General features: G+C 72.8%; 18 protein-coding genes. 8 read left to right on the top strand and 10 right to left on the bottom strand.

Features of this window, described 5'->3' with window-relative positions; translation table 11 throughout:
* Positions 1-20: 20 nt before the first annotated feature.
* A complete protein-coding gene (locus ABD785_RS23885) occupies positions 21-206 on the bottom strand; it encodes a helix-hairpin-helix domain-containing protein (RefSeq protein WP_344832164.1) in 186 nt (61 codons plus the stop codon).
* Positions 207-365: 159 nt separating this feature from the next.
* On the opposite strand from ABD785_RS23885, the gene ABD785_RS23890 reads away from it, so the two are divergent.
* The 3 genes from ABD785_RS23890 to ABD785_RS23900 all read left to right on the top strand — a co-directional run bounded on the left by ABD785_RS23890 (position 366) and on the right by ABD785_RS23900 (position 3451).
* A complete protein-coding gene (locus ABD785_RS23890) occupies positions 366-2105 on the top strand; it encodes a cholesterol oxidase substrate-binding domain-containing protein (RefSeq protein ID WP_344832167.1) in 1740 nt (579 codons plus the stop codon).
* Positions 2106-2219: 114 nt separating this feature from the next.
* Positions 2220-2732: a sigma-70 family RNA polymerase sigma factor gene (locus ABD785_RS23895; protein WP_344832169.1), complete on the top strand. Its 513-nt coding sequence runs from the start codon at positions 2220-2222 to the stop codon at positions 2730-2732.
* Positions 2729-3451, top strand: a complete 723-nt coding sequence (locus ABD785_RS23900) for a zf-HC2 domain-containing protein (RefSeq protein ID WP_344832172.1) — start codon at positions 2729-2731, stop codon at positions 3449-3451. Before ABD785_RS23895 ends, ABD785_RS23900 begins: the two co-directional genes overlap by 4 nt.
* An 89-nt stretch (positions 3452-3540) precedes the next feature.
* On the opposite strand, the gene ABD785_RS23905 is transcribed toward ABD785_RS23900, so the two are convergent.
* The gene (locus ABD785_RS23905) at positions 3541-4785 is read right to left on the bottom strand and encodes a hypothetical protein (protein ID WP_344832175.1); all 1245 of its coding nucleotides are present in this window, start codon (positions 4783-4785) and stop codon (positions 3541-3543) included.
* Positions 4786-5012: 227 nt separating this feature from the next.
* Between ABD785_RS23905 and ABD785_RS23910 the strand changes: the two genes are divergently transcribed.
* The 5 genes from ABD785_RS23910 to ABD785_RS23930 are packed head-to-tail and all read left to right on the top strand — an operon-like array spanning position 5013 to position 13173.
* The gene (locus ABD785_RS23910) at positions 5013-8165 is read left to right on the top strand and encodes an FtsX-like permease family protein (RefSeq protein ID WP_344832178.1); all 3153 of its coding nucleotides are present in this window, start codon (positions 5013-5015) and stop codon (positions 8163-8165) included.
* The gene (locus ABD785_RS23915) at positions 8162-10756 is read left to right on the top strand and encodes an FtsX-like permease family protein (protein ID WP_344832181.1); all 2595 of its coding nucleotides are present in this window, start codon (positions 8162-8164) and stop codon (positions 10754-10756) included. The genes ABD785_RS23910 and ABD785_RS23915 overlap by 4 nt, the downstream gene beginning before the upstream one ends.
* Positions 10753-11700 (top strand): ABC transporter ATP-binding protein, encoded by a 948-nt coding sequence (locus tag ABD785_RS23920; protein ID WP_344832184.1) that lies wholly within the window; start codon positions 10753-10755, stop codon positions 11698-11700. The genes ABD785_RS23915 and ABD785_RS23920 overlap by 4 nt, the downstream gene beginning before the upstream one ends.
* Positions 11697-12398 carry an ABC transporter ATP-binding protein gene (locus ABD785_RS23925; protein WP_344832187.1) on the top strand — a complete coding sequence of 234 codons (702 nt, stop codon included), beginning with the start codon at positions 11697-11699 and terminating at the stop codon, positions 12396-12398. Before ABD785_RS23920 ends, ABD785_RS23925 begins: the two co-directional genes overlap by 4 nt.
* Positions 12399-12408: 10 nt before the next feature.
* Positions 12409-13173 (top strand): alpha/beta fold hydrolase, encoded by a 765-nt coding sequence (locus tag ABD785_RS23930; RefSeq protein WP_344832190.1) that lies wholly within the window; start codon positions 12409-12411, stop codon positions 13171-13173.
* A gap of 117 nt (positions 13174-13290) precedes the next feature.
* On the opposite strand, the gene ABD785_RS23935 is transcribed toward ABD785_RS23930, so the two are convergent.
* The 8 genes from ABD785_RS23935 to ABD785_RS23970 all read right to left on the bottom strand — a co-directional run bounded on the left by ABD785_RS23935 (position 13291) and on the right by ABD785_RS23970 (position 18126).
* Entirely contained in the window at positions 13291-13662 is a 372-nt protein-coding gene (locus ABD785_RS23935) for a hypothetical protein (protein ID WP_344832193.1), read from the bottom strand.
* The gene (locus ABD785_RS23940; protein ID WP_344832196.1) at positions 13662-14093 is read right to left on the bottom strand and encodes a roadblock/LC7 domain-containing protein; all 432 of its coding nucleotides are present in this window, start codon (positions 14091-14093) and stop codon (positions 13662-13664) included. Before ABD785_RS23940 ends, ABD785_RS23935 begins: the two co-directional genes overlap by 1 nt.
* Positions 14090-14896, bottom strand: coding sequence for a hypothetical protein (locus ABD785_RS23945; RefSeq protein ID WP_344832199.1), 807 nt, complete (start codon positions 14894-14896; stop codon positions 14090-14092). Before ABD785_RS23945 ends, ABD785_RS23940 begins: the two co-directional genes overlap by 4 nt.
* A gap of 19 nt (positions 14897-14915) precedes the next feature.
* The gene (locus ABD785_RS23950) at positions 14916-15296 is read right to left on the bottom strand and encodes a hypothetical protein (protein ID WP_344832202.1); all 381 of its coding nucleotides are present in this window, start codon (positions 15294-15296) and stop codon (positions 14916-14918) included.
* Positions 15297-15407: 111 nt separating this feature from the next.
* Entirely contained in the window at positions 15408-16628 is a 1221-nt protein-coding gene (locus ABD785_RS23955; protein ID WP_344832205.1) for an RNA polymerase sigma factor, read from the bottom strand.
* Positions 16629-16982, bottom strand: a complete 354-nt coding sequence (locus ABD785_RS23960) for a YciI family protein (protein ID WP_344832260.1) — start codon at positions 16980-16982, stop codon at positions 16629-16631.
* A 32-nt stretch (positions 16983-17014) separates the two neighbouring features.
* Entirely contained in the window at positions 17015-17347 is a 333-nt protein-coding gene (locus ABD785_RS23965; protein WP_344832208.1) for a YnfA family protein, read from the bottom strand.
* Positions 17344-18126, bottom strand: a complete 783-nt coding sequence (locus ABD785_RS23970; protein WP_344832211.1) for an HAD-IIA family hydrolase — start codon at positions 18124-18126, stop codon at positions 17344-17346. The genes ABD785_RS23965 and ABD785_RS23970 overlap by 4 nt, the downstream gene beginning before the upstream one ends.
* Between the last annotated feature and the right edge of the window lie 22 nt (positions 18127-18148).

Genomic DNA, 18148 nt, shown 5'->3' on the forward strand with positions numbered 1-18148 from the left:
TCCCCGGGGTTGCACGGTCCTCAGGGGCGCATGGCCAGGCCGAGCCCGGCGAGTTCCTCGCGCAGGATGCGCAGGGCCTTGGGGCCCATCCCGTGCAGGGCCGCGATCTCCTTCTCGCTGCGGGAGGCGAGGTCCTCCAGCGTGCGGACGCCCGCTCCGTCCAGGGCGCGCTGAGCGGGGGCGGAGGTCTTCGGCAGGTCGGTCATGCCCTCGACGGTAGCGAACCGGCGGTGCGGCCCGAACGCCGATTGGGCCCAAGCAAGTGCTTGACCGACTGTGACGTGGGTCATATAACCGGGAACGACACCACCCCTGGGCGGCATGCGGCGCGACGGCCACCCCGCACGAGAACAGGGAAACGCGCCATGAACGACCCCACCCAGCACCCCCGCCCCACCCGCCGCACCGTCATCGGCACCGCGGGCGCCGCGGCCCTCGCCACCGCCCTCGGCTGGACCCCCGCCTTCCGCGTCCCCGCCGCCCACGCCGCCGCCCTCCCCACCCCGCCCGCCTTCCCCGCCGGCATCCCCCTCTACCAGCAGGCCTTCGAGAACTGGTCCGGCGAGATCCACATCGAAGCCGCCTGGACCTGCGCCCCCGCCACCCCCGCCGACATCGTCACCATCGCCAACTGGGCCCACGCCAACGGCTACCGCGTCCGCGCCCGCGGCATGGGACACAACTGGTCACCCCTCATGACCTCCGACGGCGAGAACGTCGACCACACGATCTTCCTCGACACCACCCAGCACCTCACCGCCGTCACCGTCAACACCGGAACACCCCGCACCGTCACCGTCCAGACCGGCTGCCAGATGGACCGCCTCATGCAGATCCTCGAGGACGACAACCTCGGCTTCATGTCCATCCCCTTCCCCGGCGGCATCACCATCGGCGGCGTCCTGGCCATCAACGCCCACGGCTCCAGCGTCCCCGCCACCGGCGAGACCCGCCCCAGCGGCATGACCTACGGCTCCATGAGCAACACCATCCGCTCCCTCACCGCCGTCGTCTGGAACGGCAGCGCCTACACCCTCAAGACCTTCCAGCGCACCGACCCCCACATCGGCGCCTTCCTGTCCCACCTCGGCCGCGCCCTCATCACCGAGGTCACCCTCCAGGTCGGCACCAACCAGAACATCCGCTGCCAGTCCTGGTACTCCACCCAGGTCGGCGACGTCTTCGCACCCCCCGCCAGCGCCGGCTCCAACTCCTTCAGCAAGCTCGTCGACAAATACGGCCGCGTCGAAGTCCTCTGGTTCCCCTTCACCACCGTCCCCTGGATCAAGATGTGGTCCGTCGCCCCCAGCAAGCCCCTGCTCTCCAAGAAGGTGACCTCGCCCTACAACTACACCTTCGTCAACTTCGTCTCCGAAGAACAGTCCGACTTCGTCGCCGACATCGTCAACGGCGACGTCATCGGAACCTCCACCTTCACCAACAGCCAGATGGCCGTCGTCGGATCCGGCCTCATCGTCACCGGCACCTGGGACATCTGGGGCAAATCCAAGAACACCTGGCTGTGGGTCGAACGCACCACCCTGCGCATCGTCGAAACCGGCTTCGCCGTCATCACCTCACGCGCCAACATCCAGCGCGTCGTCCACGAGTTCTACGTCAAATACCGCGCCACCGTCGAAGCCTACAAAGCCCAGGGCAAATACCCCATGAACATGCCCTTCGAGATCCGCGTCAACGGCCTCGACCAGCCCGCCGAAGTCGACGGAATCACCGGCGCCGCCACACCCCTCCTGTCCTCCCTGCGCCCCCGCCCCGACCACCCCGAATGGAACGTCTGCGTCTGGATCGACATGGGCACCATCCCCGGCACCCCCGAATCCGACGCCTTCTACAGCGAGATGGAGGCCTGGATCCTCGCCAACTACACCGGCACCTACGCCGGCGTCCGCCCCGAATGGTCCAAAGCCTGGGCCTGCGCCCCCGGCGGAGCCTGGACCGACACCACCCGCATCACCGGCTACAAGAACGCCATGAACGCCGGACAACCCGCCACCTCCAACTACGACACCGCCCGGACCATCCTCAACTCCTACGACCCCGCCCGGACCTTCTCCAGCACCTTCCTCGACACCCTGCTCCCTTAAGCCGTGTCTTAGAACCCGCCCCGCACGTGCGGGGGGCCTCGAGCCGCCCCCCGCACCCGCGAAAAAACCCCCGAACCCGGTGAACCGGCCGCCCACCCCGCACGTGTCACATGCGTGGGACACACCGCCGACGAACAGCTGCTCCGCAGCCTGTACACCGAACACGGCGGACCCCTGCTCGGATTCGTCCTCCGCCTCACCAGCGGCGACCGCCACCAAGCCGAGGACATCGTCCAGGAGACCCTCCTGCGCGCCTGGCGCCACCCCGAGATCCACGGCGACCGCCCCCTGCGCCCCTGGCTGTTCACCGTCGCCCGCAACCTCGTCGTCGACGCCCACCGCGCCCAGGCCTCCCGCGGCGGACCCCGCGCCCCCCTCGACGACGCCGCCACCATCGCCGGCCACGACGACCTCGACCGCGCCCTCGAATCCTGGACCGTCGCCCAGGCACTCGCCGACCTCAGCCCCCACCACCGGGCCGTCCTCGTCGAGACCTTCTACCGCGGCCGCTCCGTCGGAGAAGCCGCCGCGGCCCTCGGCATCCCCGCGGGTACCGTCAAATCCCGCACCTACTACGCACTGCGAGCGCTCCGCCTCGCCCTCGAGGAACGGGGGGTGACACCGTGACCACCACGGGACCCGCCTGCCAGGACGCCCGCCTGTCGCTCGGCGTCTACGTGCTCGGCGCCATCGACCCCGGCGAACGCACCGCCCTGGAAACACATCTGTCGGGCTGCGCCCTGTGCCGCGACGAACTCGCCGCCCTCGCCGCACTGCCCGCCCTTCTGGGACGCGTCAGCGAACCCCAGGTCGTCGAGGTCTCACGGCCCGGCGACGACGAACTCCTCACCGCGCTGCTGGCCCGGGCCGAGGCCGAGCTTCCCCGCCGCCGCGCCCGTCGCCGGGTCCTCGTCCCCCTCACCCTGGCCGCCGCCGTCCTCGTCCTGGTGGCGGGCACCGTGTTCGGATTCATGCTCCGCGGCCCCGGCACCACCACGACGATCGTCCAGCCGCGGCCCACCGGCCCCGCCGCGACCACCAGCAGGCCGGGCGCCGAGCAGATCATCGCCGAGAACCCCCGCTCGAAGGTGCGGGCCGAGATCGGGCTGTGGCCGCGCAAGGGCGGCACGTCGATGAGCATCCACCTCACCGGCGTCAAGCCCGGCACCCGCTGCCACCTGATCGCCGTCAGCAGCGACGGCAGCCGCGACACCGCGGCGGGCTGGCAGATCGAGGTCGAAGGATATGGGGACTACCGGGGCTCCACCATGATCCTCCGACCCGATCTGGACCGCCTCGAGGTCGTGACCACCGACGGAAGGACCCTCATCACGATCCCCACCTGAGACACGATCCCCCATCGACGGCGCCTCGAAGGGGGGCGAATCTAACCGAACAGAATCCAACTTCTGTTCGGTATCGACACGTTTGCGGCTTATGTACGGACGGGGCGGCGGCGCTCGAAGGTGAAGGTGGCGCCGGTGCTGAAGCGGGCCAGGCCGACCTCCGGGGCCTCGGGCAGCGGCTCCGCGGACGGGTCCAGGACGATCTCGAAGGCGCGCCACTCCCCCTCGGCGGGGTCGACGGGGTGGACGCGGGCGTAGGGGGCGGCCGGGCGGACCAGGGAGGCCAGGCCGTCGGGGGCGTCGGCGAGGGGGGCCAGCCAGGTGAGGCCGTCCGGCTCGGCCGTCAGCGGGCAGTCGGCGATCGCCAGGCGCAGGCCGCCGGAGGCCGTCGCCGTCACCCCGACGTCCAGATAGCCAGCGGGCGCCAGCATCGGGTGCACCGCCAGCAGGGCCGCCACGCCCTCCGCTCCCCCGCCCAGCGGCAGGGCGCGGCACAGCCGCTCGGAGGTGATGCCGGCCAGGCCCGCCAGCATCCGCGGCATGATCGCGTAGGCGCGGTCGGCGCCGAAGCGGTCGATGACCGACAGCAGGAAGCCGCGGTAGAGCAGGTGGGACTGCAGGGCGATCTCGGCGAGGGCCGAGCGCAGGGCCTGGTGGGAGAGGTCCTCGAACTGGAAGTCGGGGTCGAAGGGGCCGGAGTAGTCGTCCCAGCCGCCGGGTTCGGCCGGTGCGGGCGGTGGGGCGGGCAGGGTGATCGTCGCGGCGTTGGAGGCGGCGACGGAGGACTCGTTGGGGTGGGGGGCGACGGGTGCGCCGTCGGCGACCACGACGGTCCAGGCGCAGTGCGGGAGGCGTCCGGCGGGGACGCGGGGCGGCCGGTGGACGGGCCTGACCTGGGCGAGGGGGTTCACCGAGCCGGCGGTGGCGTCGAAGGTGGGGTCCTCGATGGTGTGGCACATGCCGTGGACGAAGTCCTCGCCGAGGGGTTCGACGTCCAGGAGGGCGCCGCAGGAGGCGAGGAAGAACTCGCCATGGCCGGCGTCGGTGAGGCGGTAGCGGAAGTCGAGGAACTGGTGGGGGGCGCCGATGTCGAGCTGCATGCCCTTGAAGATCACGGAGACGTCGTCGCCGCTGAAGTTGAGGGCGGTGCGGGCGCGGCGGGAGTAGACGGGGCTGACGGCGGACCAGGTGTCGATGGCGACCTCCTGCATGGTCTCCCGGTCGCAGGTCTCGAGCAGGAGCGGCATGCCGATGCGGTCCTGGAGGTGGCCGTGCAGGAGCCATTCGCGGGCGAGGGCGGCGAGGGTGGCGCGGTCGAGCTGGTCCGGTTCCATATCCGGCAATCTGCTGGACAGGTGTCCAGTTCGTCAAGGGGGGCGGGGTCGCGATTGCGTGGAGGGGGCGGCTGAGCTCGTGTTCGACCATGGTGACGTTTCAGTAAACTTGCGGCCGTTCGGCCGGTATTTCCGCACCGGCCTCTTGTTCTTCACGGCGGGAGAGGCCAGGATTCCGGCCCATGATCGGGGGAAAACTGGTGGTCCGGCGTGCTCTTAACGAGAAAATGCTCGTTCTGGCGGCCTCGCTGACGGTGTTGTTCGCGCTGGTGATGCTCGCGACGCTGACCGCCTACACCTCGACCGTCACCCGGGAGGGCCTCGCCCGGACGCTCGGCTCCGCCTCCTTCGACCAGGTCGGCACCCGGATCGGCAAGCAGGTCGGGCCGGGCGGGTTCGCCGGCGACCAGGCCTTTCTGGAGCAGCGGCTGAGGGCCGCCTACCGGGACGTGCCCCTGGAGATCGGGGCCTCCGCGCGAGGCGAGTCGTTCTCGCTGCCGGGCCAGGAGAAGCTGTCGCATCCCGAGCTGACGACGTTCGCGATGTTCTCCGGGATCGACCGGCACGCCTCCCTCGCCGAGGGCGCCTGGCCGGTGGAGTCGGCCGGCGGGCCGGTGCAGGCGGTGCTTCCGGTTCCGGCGGCGCGGCTGATGAAAGCGGAGGTCGGCGACACGCTGCGGGTGGTCAACCGGCTGGACCACTCCCCCGTGTCGGTGACGGTCGTGGGGCTGTTCACCGTGGGGTCGGCCGATGATCCGTTCTGGTCGCGGGAGCGGCTGGCGGTCGAGGGCGTGGAGCGGCTGGACTACACCACGATCGGGCCGCTGGTGGTGGATCCGGCGACGTTCGGGCGGCTGTTCAGCCCGCGCGGGGTGCAGGCGCGGTGGACGGTGCTGCCGTCGGCGGAGAATCTGGACGCCTCGGGCCTGCACGCGCTGGCGGGGCGGCTGGACCGGCTGGCGGAGGAGCTGCGGGGACGGGAGTACTCGTCGGTGTCGGGGCTGGCCGCCGAGCTGCGTCAGCTGGACACGGCTTTGCTGGTGACGCGGTCGACGATGCTGGTCCCGGTGCTTCAGTTGATCGTTCTGGCGGGGTACGCGCTGCTGCTGGTGGCGCGGTTGATCTCCGAGCAGCGGCGGGCGGAGGTGTCGCTGCTGCGGGCGCGGGGGGCGTCATTGCGGCAGGTGGCGGGGCTGGCGCTGGGTGAGGGGCTGGTGCTGGCGGTGCCGGGGCTGGTGGCGGCTCCGCTGCTGGCGCCGTGGCTGCTGCGGCTGGCGGCGGCCTCTCCCGCGCTGGGGGCGACGGGGCTGGAGCTGCGGGATCCGCCGGCGGTCTCGACGTGGGTGGTGACGGCGGTGGCGGCGCTGGCGTGCGCGGTGGCGCTGGCGGTGCCGACGGTGCGGTCGGCGAAGGGGACTTATGTGGCGTCCCAGGCGGGGCGGGGGCGGGGTGAGGCGCGGGGTCCGCTGCAGAAGGCGGGGGCGGATCTGGCGTTGCTGGTGGTGGCGGGGCTCGGGGTGTGGCAGCTGACGCGGTACGGGTCGACGGTGACGTCGTCGGGTGGCGGGCTGGGTGTGGATCCGGTGATCGTGGCGGGTCCTGCGCTGGCGCTGCTGGCGGGCGGGGTGCTGGTCCTGCGGTTGGTTCCGGCGGTGTCGGGGCTGGCGGAGCGGGTGGCGGCGGGTGGGCGGGGGCTGGCTCCCGCGCTGGGCGCGCGGCAGATCAGCCGGCGTCCGCTGCGGTATGCGGGGCCCGCTCTGCTGCTGGTGATGGCGGTGGCGGTCGGGATCTTGTCGGTGACGACGTCGGGGACCTGGCGGGCTTCGCAGCGGGCGCAGGCCGATTTCCAGGCGGGCGCCGATGTGCGGGTGGCGGCTCCGGTGAGCCCGGCGCTGCCTTCGGTGCTGGGTCAGGGCGGGGTGCTGGCGTCTTCTGGCGCGTCGGGGGTGGGGGCGGTGTCGCGGACGCAGATCCGGATCGGGGACGCCGGCGCGGCGTTCCTGGCGGTGGACGCGGTGGCGCTGGGGAAGATCGTGGTCGGTGAGGCCGGGGCGGGCCGGGCGCTGACGGGTCCGGCGGCGGGCCGTCCGGCGGTGGCCGGGGCGTTGCCGGGGACGCCGCGGTGGGTGGAGTTCACGGTGGTGGCCTCGGGCGCGTCGGCGTTCTGGGTGCGGGAGGTGCCGGAGCATTTCCCGTTGTCGGTGACGCTGGTGGACGGGGCGGGGCTGGTGCACGTCGCGGAGGTCGGGTCGGTTCCCGCGGACGGGCGGCGGCGGACGGTGCGGGTGGATCTGGCGGCGCTGGCCGGTCCGGGCGGGCGGCCGACCTATCCCTACAGTGTGCGGTCGTTCGGCTATTCCTTCCCCGAGGAGGTGATTGACTCCTCTGCGATGGAGCTGCGGGTGGAGAGGGTCGTGGCCGACGGGCGGGAGGCTCGGCTGGAGGAGGCGTCACGGTGGCGGGCGCTGTTCTCGGGTGAGCTGAACAAGGGCCGGGAGTCGGTGGCGGTGTCGGGGGGCGGGCTGGTGCTGAGGGTCCCGTTCGGGGATCGTCCGACGGAGGCGCCGGGCCGGTTCCGGCCTCCCGCGGTGGCGCGTGCGGTCCTGCCGGGGCCGTCGGAGCCGCTGGCGGGTGTGATCACCGTGCCGCTGGCCGAGCGCAAGGGCCTCAAGGCCGGGGACACGGTGGCGTTGTCGGTGGCGGGGACCGAGGTGAAGATGAAGGTGGCGGCGGTGGTGCGGGCGTTCCCGGCGACGGCGCCGGGCGAGCCCGCGGTGCTGGTCGATCTGGCGTCGCTGAACGAGCGGGCGGTGACGGCCGGGGTCGGGGCGATGGCGCCGTCGGAGTGGTGGATGTCGGGTCGGGTGCGGGTGGCGGAGCTTTCGGGGTGGGGTGAGGTGCACGACCGGCTGGCGTTGCGGCGGGAGTACCGGGACTCGCCGCTCGGGGCGGCGTTGCAGGGGGCGTTGTTCCTGGGGTTCCTGGCGGCGCTGGCGTTCGCGGTGATCGGTTTCGCGATCAACGCGACGGTGTCGGCGCGGGAGCGGACCACGGAGTTCGCGGTGCTGCGGGCCCTGGGGGCCTCGCATCGGCAGGTGTTCGGGATGCTGGCGGTCGAGCAGGCGGTGCTGGTGCTGCTGGGTCTGGCGGGCGGTCTGGGCCTCGGGCTGGGGGTGGCGGCGCTGGCGGTGCCGCATCTGGTGCTGACGGTGCGGGCGACGGTCCCTTATCCGCAGGTCGATCTGGTCGTGGCGTGGGGGCCGGTGCTGGCGCTGCTGGGCGGGACGCTGGCGGTGCTGGCGTTGGTGCTGACGGCGCTGGTGGCGCGGTTGCGGCGGGCCGGATCGGGTGCGCTGACCCGGATGGGAGCGGACGCGTGATCGGGCAGGCGTGGCGGGTGTGGCGGGCCGAGCGGGGCATCCTGGCCGCGCTCGGGATCATGGTGCTGGTGACGGCGCTGCTGGCCGCGGCGGTGCCGCGGCTGTTGCAGGCGCGTTATGACGCGGCCGCCAGGACGGCGGGCGCGGGTACGGAGCTGGTGTTCTCGGGAGCGGCGCCTCCGGCGGTGCAGGATGTGGAGTCCGGTGGCTGGTTCCGGGCCGGGCCGGCGGACCGTGCGGCGGTGGAGGAGGCGGCGGCCCGGCTGCGGGAGCGCACTCCCGGGCCGTTGCGCTCGCTGTTCGGGGCGGAGGAGCACCGGCTGCGGTCCAACCGGGTCGACCTGGACGCCAACCGGACGGTGGCCTTCGTCTGGGATCCGGTGGCGGCGGACGGGGTGCGGTACACCTCGGGCAGGGCGCCCGTGACGCGTCCCGGGCATCTGGAGTTCGCCTTCTCCGAGCCGGTCGCGGCCAAGCTGGAGGTGGAGGCGGGGGACGTGCTGGTCCTGCCCGTGCCCGGCGGCGCTCCGCTGCGGGCGACCCTGGCGGGGGTGTTCGCCCCGGCCGGGGGGCCGGGGTGGCGGACCCGGCAGGAGTTCCTGACCGCTCCGGAGGTGGGTCCTGCCGGGTACACCCTCGCCCTGGGCACCGGCCTGGTCGACGACGCCGGGTTGACCCTGCTCCAGCGGTCGGCGCTGCCGGTCACCTACTCCTGGACGTTCGAGCTGCGCGCCGACCGGCTGGACGCCGCGACGGCGGTGCGGGTCCGGTCGGCGTTCGACGGTGCCCGCGGCATGCTGGACCTGTACCAGCCGCAGGATCTGCGGCTGCAGCTGTCCTCGGCCCTGGACGCCGGTCTCGGCTCCTATCTGGGCCAGCTGCGCGTCACCCGGGCGATCCTGGCGCTGGCCCTGGGCGGCCTGGCGGCCGCGGCGGCCGGGGTGCTGTTGATGGCGTGCCGGCTGCTGCTGGACCGGATGCGGATCACGCTGTCGACGATGCGGGCGCGCGGGGCGTCGCTGCCTCAGCTCGCCGGGCTGGTCGCGGGTGCCACGGCCCCGGCGGTGGTGATCGGCGCGGCCGGGGGGTTCGCGCTGGGGCTGCTGGCCGAGGGCCCGTGGACGGCGGCGTCGCTGTGGGGGGTGGTGCTGGTGGCCGTGCTCGCGGTGGTGGTCCCCGCCGTCGGCGCCGTGGTGGCCCATCGCGGGACGGGGCGGGAGGAGCGTCCGGATGCTGCGGGCGGCGGACTGTCGCCGCGGCGTCTGGTGCTGGAGCTGCTGGCCGTCACGGTGGCGGCGGCCGGTGTGGTGGCGTTGCGCGGGCGCGGCCTGACCACCGACGCCGCCGCGCAGGGCACCGATCCGTTCCTGGCGGCCGTCCCGGTGCTTCTGGTGCTGGCCGCGGGGCTGGTCGTGCTGCGCGCCTACCCCTATCCGCTGCGGGCGGTCGGCCTCCTGGCCCGCCGCTCGCGCGCCACGGTGGTGTTCCTGGGGATCGCCGCGGCGTCACGGCAGCGGGTCTCGGCGGCGCTGCCGCTGCTGGTGCTGCTGCTGGCGGTGTCGGCGGCGGCGTTCGCGACGACCGTCGACGCCGGGCTGCGCTCGGCGCAGGCGGCCGCGGCGGCCGGGACGGTCGGTGCCGACCTCTCGGTCGTCAACCACGAGTTCCCGCACAAGATCGAGGAGACGATCGCCAAGGTTCCGGGCGTGGAGCGGGTGACCCCGGCCCGGATCTCGACCGGCAAGCTCCAGGGTCCCGGCGAGCCGATCGGCCACATCGTCACCATCGTGATCATCGATTTGGACGACTACCGCAGGACCGCGGAAGGTCTGCGCCTGGACCTCCCCCGCGCCCCCCGCGAGGGCGAGGCGCTGATCGGCGCGGACCTGACCGACGCCGGAACCCTCGAGCTGGACGGCGGCAGCTCGATCCAGGTGAGGTCGGCGGGCCGCATCGGCGGTTTCCCCGGCGTTCCCGCGGGGCAGAGCCTGGTCCTGGTGCCCTACACCGCCTTCGACGCCGCGGGCCCCTTCCCCAACCGGATGTTCGTGCGCGGCCCGCACGCCGACCCCGCGGCCGTCCGCGAGGCCTCCTTCGACAATCCCACCCTCACTTTGCAGACCTATGCCGGGGAGCACCGGGCCCTCACCCGCTCCGACCTCGTCGGCCTGGTCCACGGCGCGTTCGCCGCCGGGGCGGTCGCGGTCGGCGGCTACGGCCTGCTGGCGGTCCTGCTCACCCTGATCCTCAGCGCCGCCGCCCGCGGCCGGACCATCGCCTACCTGCGCACCCTCGGCCTGTCCCGGCGCCAGGCCCGCGGGCTGGCCCTCGCCGAGCTCGGGCCGCTGCTCCTCGTCGCGACCCTGGCCGGGTGGGCGCTGGGCCTGGTCCTTCCGAAGGTCCTGGGCTCCGGCCTGGACCTCTCTCCCTACACCGGCGGACGGGCGGTGGCCGCCCTCGGCCCCGACCCGCTCGCCACCGCGCTCCTGCTGGGCGGCGTCGCCGCGGTCACCGTCCTCGCGGTGCTCGCCGACAGCGCGCTCGCCTCCCGGCGACGAATCGACAGCACCTTGAGAGTGGGGGAACAGTGACGGCCGGCACCGAAGCGTCGACGGCGCTGCACGATCTGGAGTCCAAGGCCCGCGCCCACGGCCCGGTCTACGGCGCCGACGCCCAGATCGTCTGCGACAACCTCGTGCGGATCTACAAGACCGACGGCGTGGAGGTCGTCGCCCTTCAGGGCCTGGACCTGCTCGTCGGCAAGGGCGAGATGATCGGGATCGTGGGGGCGTCGGGGTCGGGCAAGTCGACGCTGCTGAACATCCTGTCGGGGCTGGACGTCCCGACCGCGGGGGTCGCCCGGGTCGCCGACGCCGACCTGCTGGCCCTGGGGGCGCGCGAGCGGCTGCGGTTCCGCCGCGACCTGGTCGGGTTCGTGTGGCAGCAGACCTCCCGCAACCTGCTCCCCTACCTGACCGCCGCGGAGAACGTCGAGTTGCCGATGCGGCTGGCCCGCCGCAGGCGCTCCGGACGGGCGGCGGAACTCCTCGACCTGCTCGGGGTCGCCGACTGCGCGGGCAAGCGGCCCGGTGAGATGTCCGGCGGGCAGCAGCAGCGCACCGCGATCGCGGTCGCGGTCGCCAACGGCCCCCAGGTGATCCTGGCCGACGAGCCGACCGGCGAGCTGGACTCGGTGACCTCTGGAGAGGTCTTCGACGCCCTGCGCTCCGCCAACCGCGAGCTCGGCGTCACCACGGTGATCGTCACCCATGACGCGATGGTCGCCGAGAACGTCGACCGGACCGTCGCCATCCGCGACGGCCGCACCGCCAGCGAGGTCGTCCGCAGGACGGCGCTCAACGAGCACGGCGAGGAGATCGTCCACGCCGAGGAGTACGCGGTCCTGGACCGCGCGGGCCGCCTCCAGCTGCCCCGCGACTTCACCGGCGCCCTCGGCATGCGCGACCGGGTCCGGCTGGCCTTGGAGAGCGACCACATCGGGGTGTGGCCGGACGAACGGGGGAACGACGCGTGAGCGACATCATGATCGACGCCAGGGGCCTGTCACGGACCTACCGCAGCGGCGCCGGCGAGGTCCGTGCTCTGGCCGGGGTGTCCTTCGAGGTCCCCGCCGGGCAGCTGTGCGCGGTCAAGGGACGGTCGGGGTCGGGGAAGACGACCCTGCTGAACCTGATCGGCGGCCTGGACCGGCCCGACGGCGGATCGGTCGTCGTGGACGGCCGGGAGATGGGCGCCCTGCCCGAGGCCGATCTGCTGGAGATGCGCAGAGGCACCCTGGGGTTCGTGTTCCAGTCCTTCGGCCTGGTCCCGGTGCTGTCGGCCGCCGAGAACATCGAGGTCGCCCTGCGACTGACCCGCACCCCGGTGAAGGAACGCGCCGCCCGCGTCGAGCTGCTCCTGGCTCTGGTGGGCCTGTCCGAGCACGCCGGGCAGCGCCCGTATGAGCTGTCGGGCGGGCAGCGTCAGCGGGTGGCGATCGCCCGCGCCCTGGCCAACCGGCCCAAGGTCCTCATCGCCGACGAGCCGACCGGACAGCTCGACTCCGAGACCGGCCAGGCCATCATGCGGCTCCTGCACGCCGTCGTGGAGGCCGAGGGCGTCACCGCCGTTGTCGCCACCCACGACCCCCTGCTCCTCCAGCACGCCGACCGTGTCATCGAACTCCACGACGGCGCCCTCACCCAAGGCGAAGCAGAGGCCGTCAGCGGCTAGGCTCGGGGCCATGATCGAGCTTGGTGTGCAGACCTTCCCCGGCCGTGACGGCGCGCGCCTGGCCTATCGTGAGCTGGGCGAGGGCCGGCCGCTGATCCTGATCCACGGATACTTCTCCACCGCGAAGGTCAACTGGGTGCGGTACGGGCACGCCGAGAAGATCGCCGCGGCCGGATTCCGGGTGATCATGCCGGATCTGCGCGGGCACGGAGACAGCGCCTCACCCCACGAGCGGTCCGCCTACCCCGCCGACGTCCTGGCCGACGACGGGTTCGCCCTCCTGGACCACCTCGGGATCGGCGAGACCGGCTACGACCTCGGCGGATACTCCCTCGGCGGCCGGACCACCGTGCGGATGCTCGCCCGCGGCGCCGCTCCGCGCCGGGCGATCGTCGCCGGAATGGGACTTTCGGGCATCACCCGCACCGCCGGGCGCAGCGACCACTTCCGCGACATCCTCACCCGGCTGGGCACCTTCGAACGCGGCACCCCCGAATGGAAGGCCGAGGCGTTCCTCAAGACCGTCGGCGGCGACCCCGCCGCCCTCCTGAACGTCCTGGAGACCTTCACCGACACCCCGGAGGAGACCCTGGCCTTCATCGACGTCCCCGTCCTGGTGGTGACCGGCGAGGAGGACCGCGACAACGGCTCGGCCGGCGACCTCGCCGAGACCCTGCCCGACGCCCGGCTCACCACGATCCCCGGCGACCACATGAGCGCCGTCACACGCCCCGAGCTGGCCGCCGCGATCATCGACTTCCTCACGGCCCCCTGAGCAGGACAAGTGCCCTGCCGCACGGCGGAACCCCACTGGGCGTCCCGTCTCCGCTGGGCAGGGCGCCCGCCTTCACAGCCCGTCCGGGCCGGTCAGAGCCTGTTCCGGGAACAGGCTCTAGATCTCGACGGTCTCCTCGATGCGCTTGAGGTGGTGCCGCGCCAGCGCGAGGTTGGCGCGGCCCCGGTCCAGAGCCAGGTAGAGGAACAGGCCCTGGCCGTTGCGCGAGGCCAGCGGACGGATGATGTGGTACTGCGAGGCCAGCGTGATGAGGATGTCCTCGATGTTGTCCTTCAGCGCCAGCTGCTCGATGGTGCGCATCTTGGCGCGCACGACCTCGGTGTTCCCCGCGGCCGCCACCTGCAGGTCCAGGGACTTGGAGCTTCCCAGCACGCCCAGGGCCATGCCGCTGCTGTAGTCGACGACGGCCGCGCCGAGCGCGCCGTCGACGCTCATCATTTCCTTCAGGGTCTGGTCGAGGTTGGACATCACAGGTTCCTTTCGTCGCGTGCGGTGAGAGTGGAGAGCCGAGCCGCGATGATCTTCGCGGCGGGGCGCGCCTCCAGGTGGAGACGGCCCAGGCTGGCGTTCGGGCGTGCCAGCACGGACAGGGCCGCACGGGGTCCGGCGGCGTAGATGGCGACCTGGGCGGCGTTGTTGCGGATGACGACCTCCTCGAAGGCGCCTTCCGCGACGGTCGAGACCACCCGGTGGGCGAGGGACAGTTCGGTGGCCGTCAGCGCGGCCAGCCCCTCGGGTTCCATCCCCTCGGGCAGGTCGCAGGCCAGCAGGAAGCCGTCGCAGGAGGCGACCAGCGCGCCGATCACCTGCGGGACGGACGCGCACAGCGCGGACAGCACCGCCGACACCTCCGGATGGGAGACGTGGCGGACATGGACATGGGGGTCGAGCATGGTCATTCGAGCTCCCTCAGCGCTTCTTGCAGCGTGGCCAGCAGGGCCGTGTCGACCTGAGCCCACTTCCTGGGCGGCTCGGCCGGCGCTGCGGTACGGATCGTGCGGCGTGGGGCGCCACCGGTACGGCGGCGCGGGACCCGGACGCCTTCGGGCGCGTCCGGGGCCTTGGCCAGCGCGGAGGCGATGAGCCCCCGCACGGCCAGCGTGCATCCGAATCGGGTCCGCCCGAGCTTCCGGGCGAGCTCGGCCGGGGTCATCTGGTCGTCGGCGTTCAGCAGCAGCTCGGCCTGCAGGCCGGTGAGGATCACCCGCTGACGGTTGAGGCGCCGCACCGGCACCAGCGGCGCGTCATCGGCCAGGTCCGACGGCCAGGCCGCCGTCAGCCGGGTGCGGCGGGTGCGCAGTTCGTGCAGGAGCGTCCCGGCCGGAACCGGGGTGAGCGTGCCCAGCCAGTGCGCCTCCCGGCGCTTCACGAACGTCGGGTCGGCGGCCGACCCCGCGAGATGGTGGGCGGCGTCGAACAGCGCGATCAGGGCGTACATCTCCAGCTCGGCACGGCTCAGCCGGGACGGTGTCGAGGCGCCGGGGCCGACCCCGTCCAGGCCCTTCTCCCTGGTGCGCTTCCAGGCCGAGGCGCTGAGGCGTCCCGAGGCGGTCAGCAGCGTCTCCAGGTCGGGGACACCGGGGGCGTCGGCGGCGATGATCGCGCCGTCGCGCAGGTGGAGGGCTCCGTCCGTGCCGAACCGCAGGGCCCCGTTGGCCTGCCGTTCGCTCAGCCGGGCCAGTTCCGCCCGCAGCCGCCTCACGTGCCGTCCCGGCGGCCGGTCATCGTTCCGCCAGAGCGCGAACGACGGCGCGTAGCCGATGGCGGGCCAGGGCGAGGTTGCCGCGGCGGCGGTCCAGCCGCACGTGCAGGCACAAGGTGGCGTCGACGGAGGTGCCGATCAGCAGGAGGAGGTGGTAGCCGGCGCTGCCCGCGACGGTGACCTCCTCGATGTCGTCGCCCGTCCACGCCGAGGACAGGACCGGGCTCGCCAGGACAGCCCGTAGCAGGTCAGAGGTGCCGGCGGCGTCCTCGGCCGCGTCGGTGAGATCGTCTCCGCCCGCGGCGGCGATCGGCAGGCCGCCCTGGATGTCGACCAGCGTGGCGCCCTGCGCGCCGGGGATCGCCATGGCCTCGGCGAGGCATTCCTCGATCCCGGTCATCACGCCCCCTCACCGCACGGATCGAAACTCTCAGTCACCGGAGGCTAGCGAGACGAACCAGACGAGCTAGGCAAACCACTTCAACCGTTACGAGGTACCAATAAGTACGCTTCAACCGGAGATGCCGGCCGCCCGGCCGGTCAGATAACGCCGTTCGGGCAGCGACGTCGTCCGCCGCGCCGCCTCACGGTAGGCCTCACCTGCGGCCACGGTGTCACCCGCGAGCTCCAGCAGATGCGCCCGCACCGCCCACCACCGGTGATGCCGGGTGATCCGCCCGTCCGCCTCGAGCGGCTCCAGCAGTTCCAGGGCCGACCGCGGCCCCTCGGCCATCGCGACCGCCACCGCACGGTTCAGCGTCACCACCGGATTGGGCGCCAGCCGCTCGAGCAGCGCGTACAGCGCCGCGATCTGCGGCCAGTCGGTCTCCGCCGCGCCCGGCGCCTCCGCGTGGACCGCCGCGATCGCCGCCTGCAGCTGGTAGGGCCCCAGCTCGGCCGAGGTCAGCGCCGAGGACACCAGCTCCACCCCCTCGGCGATCATCGCGGCGTCCCAGCGGGACCGGTCCTGCTCGGCCAGCGGCACCAGCGCCCCCTCGGCGTCGGTGCGGGCCGCCCGCCGGGCATCGGTCAGCAGCATCAGGGCCAGCAGGCCCGCCGCCTCGCCGTCATCGGGCAGCAGGGCGCGGACCGTCCGGGCCAGGCGCAGCGCCTCCGCCGTCAGATCAGCGCGCTGCAGCTCAGGACCGCCGCTGGCGGTGTAGCCCTCGTTGAACACCAGGTACAGCACGTGCAGGACCACCCCGAGGCGCTCGGAGGTGACCGGCTGGTCGAACCGGGCCCCCGCGTCCTTGATCTTCTGCTTGGCGCGGCTGATCCGCTGCGCCATCGTGGCCTCCGGCACCAGGAACGCCCCCGCGATCTCGGCCGTCGACAGCCCGCCGACCGCCCGCAGCGTCAACGCCACCTGCGAAGGCTCCGACAGCGCCGGATGGCAGCACAGGAACAGCAGGGCGAGGGTGTCGTCACCGCCCCCGACGCCCTCATCGGCCCCCGGGACGGCCACGGGCTCCATCGCCGCCAGCGCCTCCTCGCGGCGCTGGCGGGCCGACTCCGCCCGGAACCGGTCGATCATCCGCCGGGAGGCGACCGTCACCAGCCACCCCTCGGGATGGTCGGGCATCCCCTCACGCGGCCACTGCACCGAGGCCGCCAGCAGCGCCTCCTGCACCGCGTCCTCGGCCTCGTCGAACTGCCCGAACCGCCGCACCAGCGCCCCCAGCACCTTCGGGACCGCCGCGCGCAGCACCTCCTCGGGGACGCCTTCGGGCATCTACATCTCCGTACCGGACGTGTGCATGATCGGCCGGACCTCCATCGCCCAGTAACGGGCGTCCGGCCAGCGGGTCGCGATCTCCACCGCCCGCTCCTCGGTCTCGCAGTCCACGATCAGATACCCCGCCAGCTGCTCCTTGGACTCCGCGAACGGCCCGTCGGTGACCGCCGGAACCCCGCCGCGCACCCGCACCGTCCGGGCCGTCGCCGCGTCCGCCAGGGCCTGCCCGCCCACCAGCTCCCCCGACGCCTGCAGTTCCTCCATCAGCGCATCGACCTCATCCATGATCGTCTCAAGCTCCGCGTCGGGCAGCTCGTCGAGCGCGGCGGCGTTGTTGTAGATCATCAGCATGTATTTCACGGTGAAACCCTAGGCCCTGGGCCCTATCCGCGCGGCCCGTACATGATCGCCAGGACGCCCAGGAGGCACAGCAGGGCGCCGCCCACGTCCCACCGGTCGGGACGGAAGCCGTCGGCGACCATCGCCCAGGCCAGCGACCCCGCCACGAACACGCCGCCGTAGGCCGCCAGCACCCGCCCGAAGTTCGCCTCCGGCTGGAGCGTGGCCACGAACCCGTAGCAGGCCAGCGACACCAGCCCCGCCGCCACCCACCACGGGCCGCGCTCCTCGCGCACGCCCTGCCACACCAGCCACGCCCCGCCGATCTCGGCGAGGGCGGCCAGCGCGAACAGCAGCGAGGAGCGGAGGACCGTCACTCGATCAGATCGAGGAGGTCGGCGATCGAGTCCACGATCCGGTTCGGCCGGTAGGGGAAGCGGTTCACCTCCTCGCGCCTGGTCACCCCCGACAGCACCAGGATCGTCTCCAGTCCCGCCTCCATGCCCGCCACGACGTCGGTGTCCATCCGGTCGCCGATCATCGCCGTCGACTCCGAGTGCCCGTCGACCCGGCGGATCGCGCTGCGCATCATCAGCGGGTTGGGCTTGCCGACGAAGTAGGGCTCCACCCCCGTCGCCTTGGTGATCATCGCGGCGACGGCGCCGCACGCCGGCAGCGACCCCTGCGGGGAGGGGCCGATCGGATCGGGGTTGGTGCAGATGAACCGGGCACCCGCCTCGATCAGCCGCACCGCCCGGGTGATCTGGTCGAAGCTGTAGTTGCGGGTCTCCCCCAGCACCACGTACTCCGGCGCCAGGTCGGTCAGCACATAGCCGACCTCGTGCAGCGCGGTCGTCAGCCCCGCCTCGCCGATCACGTAGGCCGTGCCGTGCGGACGCTGGTCGTTGAGGAACTTCGCCGTCGCCAGCGCCGAGGTCCAGATCGCCTCCGCCGGCACGTTCAGCCCGATCGCCGCCAGCCGGGCCGACAGGTCGCGCGGGGTGTAGATCGAGTTGTTGGTGAGCACCAGCAACCGCTTCCCCGAAGCGATCACCCGGCTGATGAATACATCCGCCCCCGGTACGGGACGGCCTTCGTGCATGAGGACCCCGTCCATGTCGGACAGCCAGCACTCGATCGGTTTACGTTCACCCATGACGCTCATTCTTCCAGGTAGG

The sequence above is a fragment of the Actinocorallia longicatena genome, assembly GCF_039534125.1.
GTDB classification, from domain to species: Bacteria; Actinomycetota; Actinomycetes; order Streptosporangiales; family Streptosporangiaceae; genus Actinocorallia; species Actinocorallia longicatena.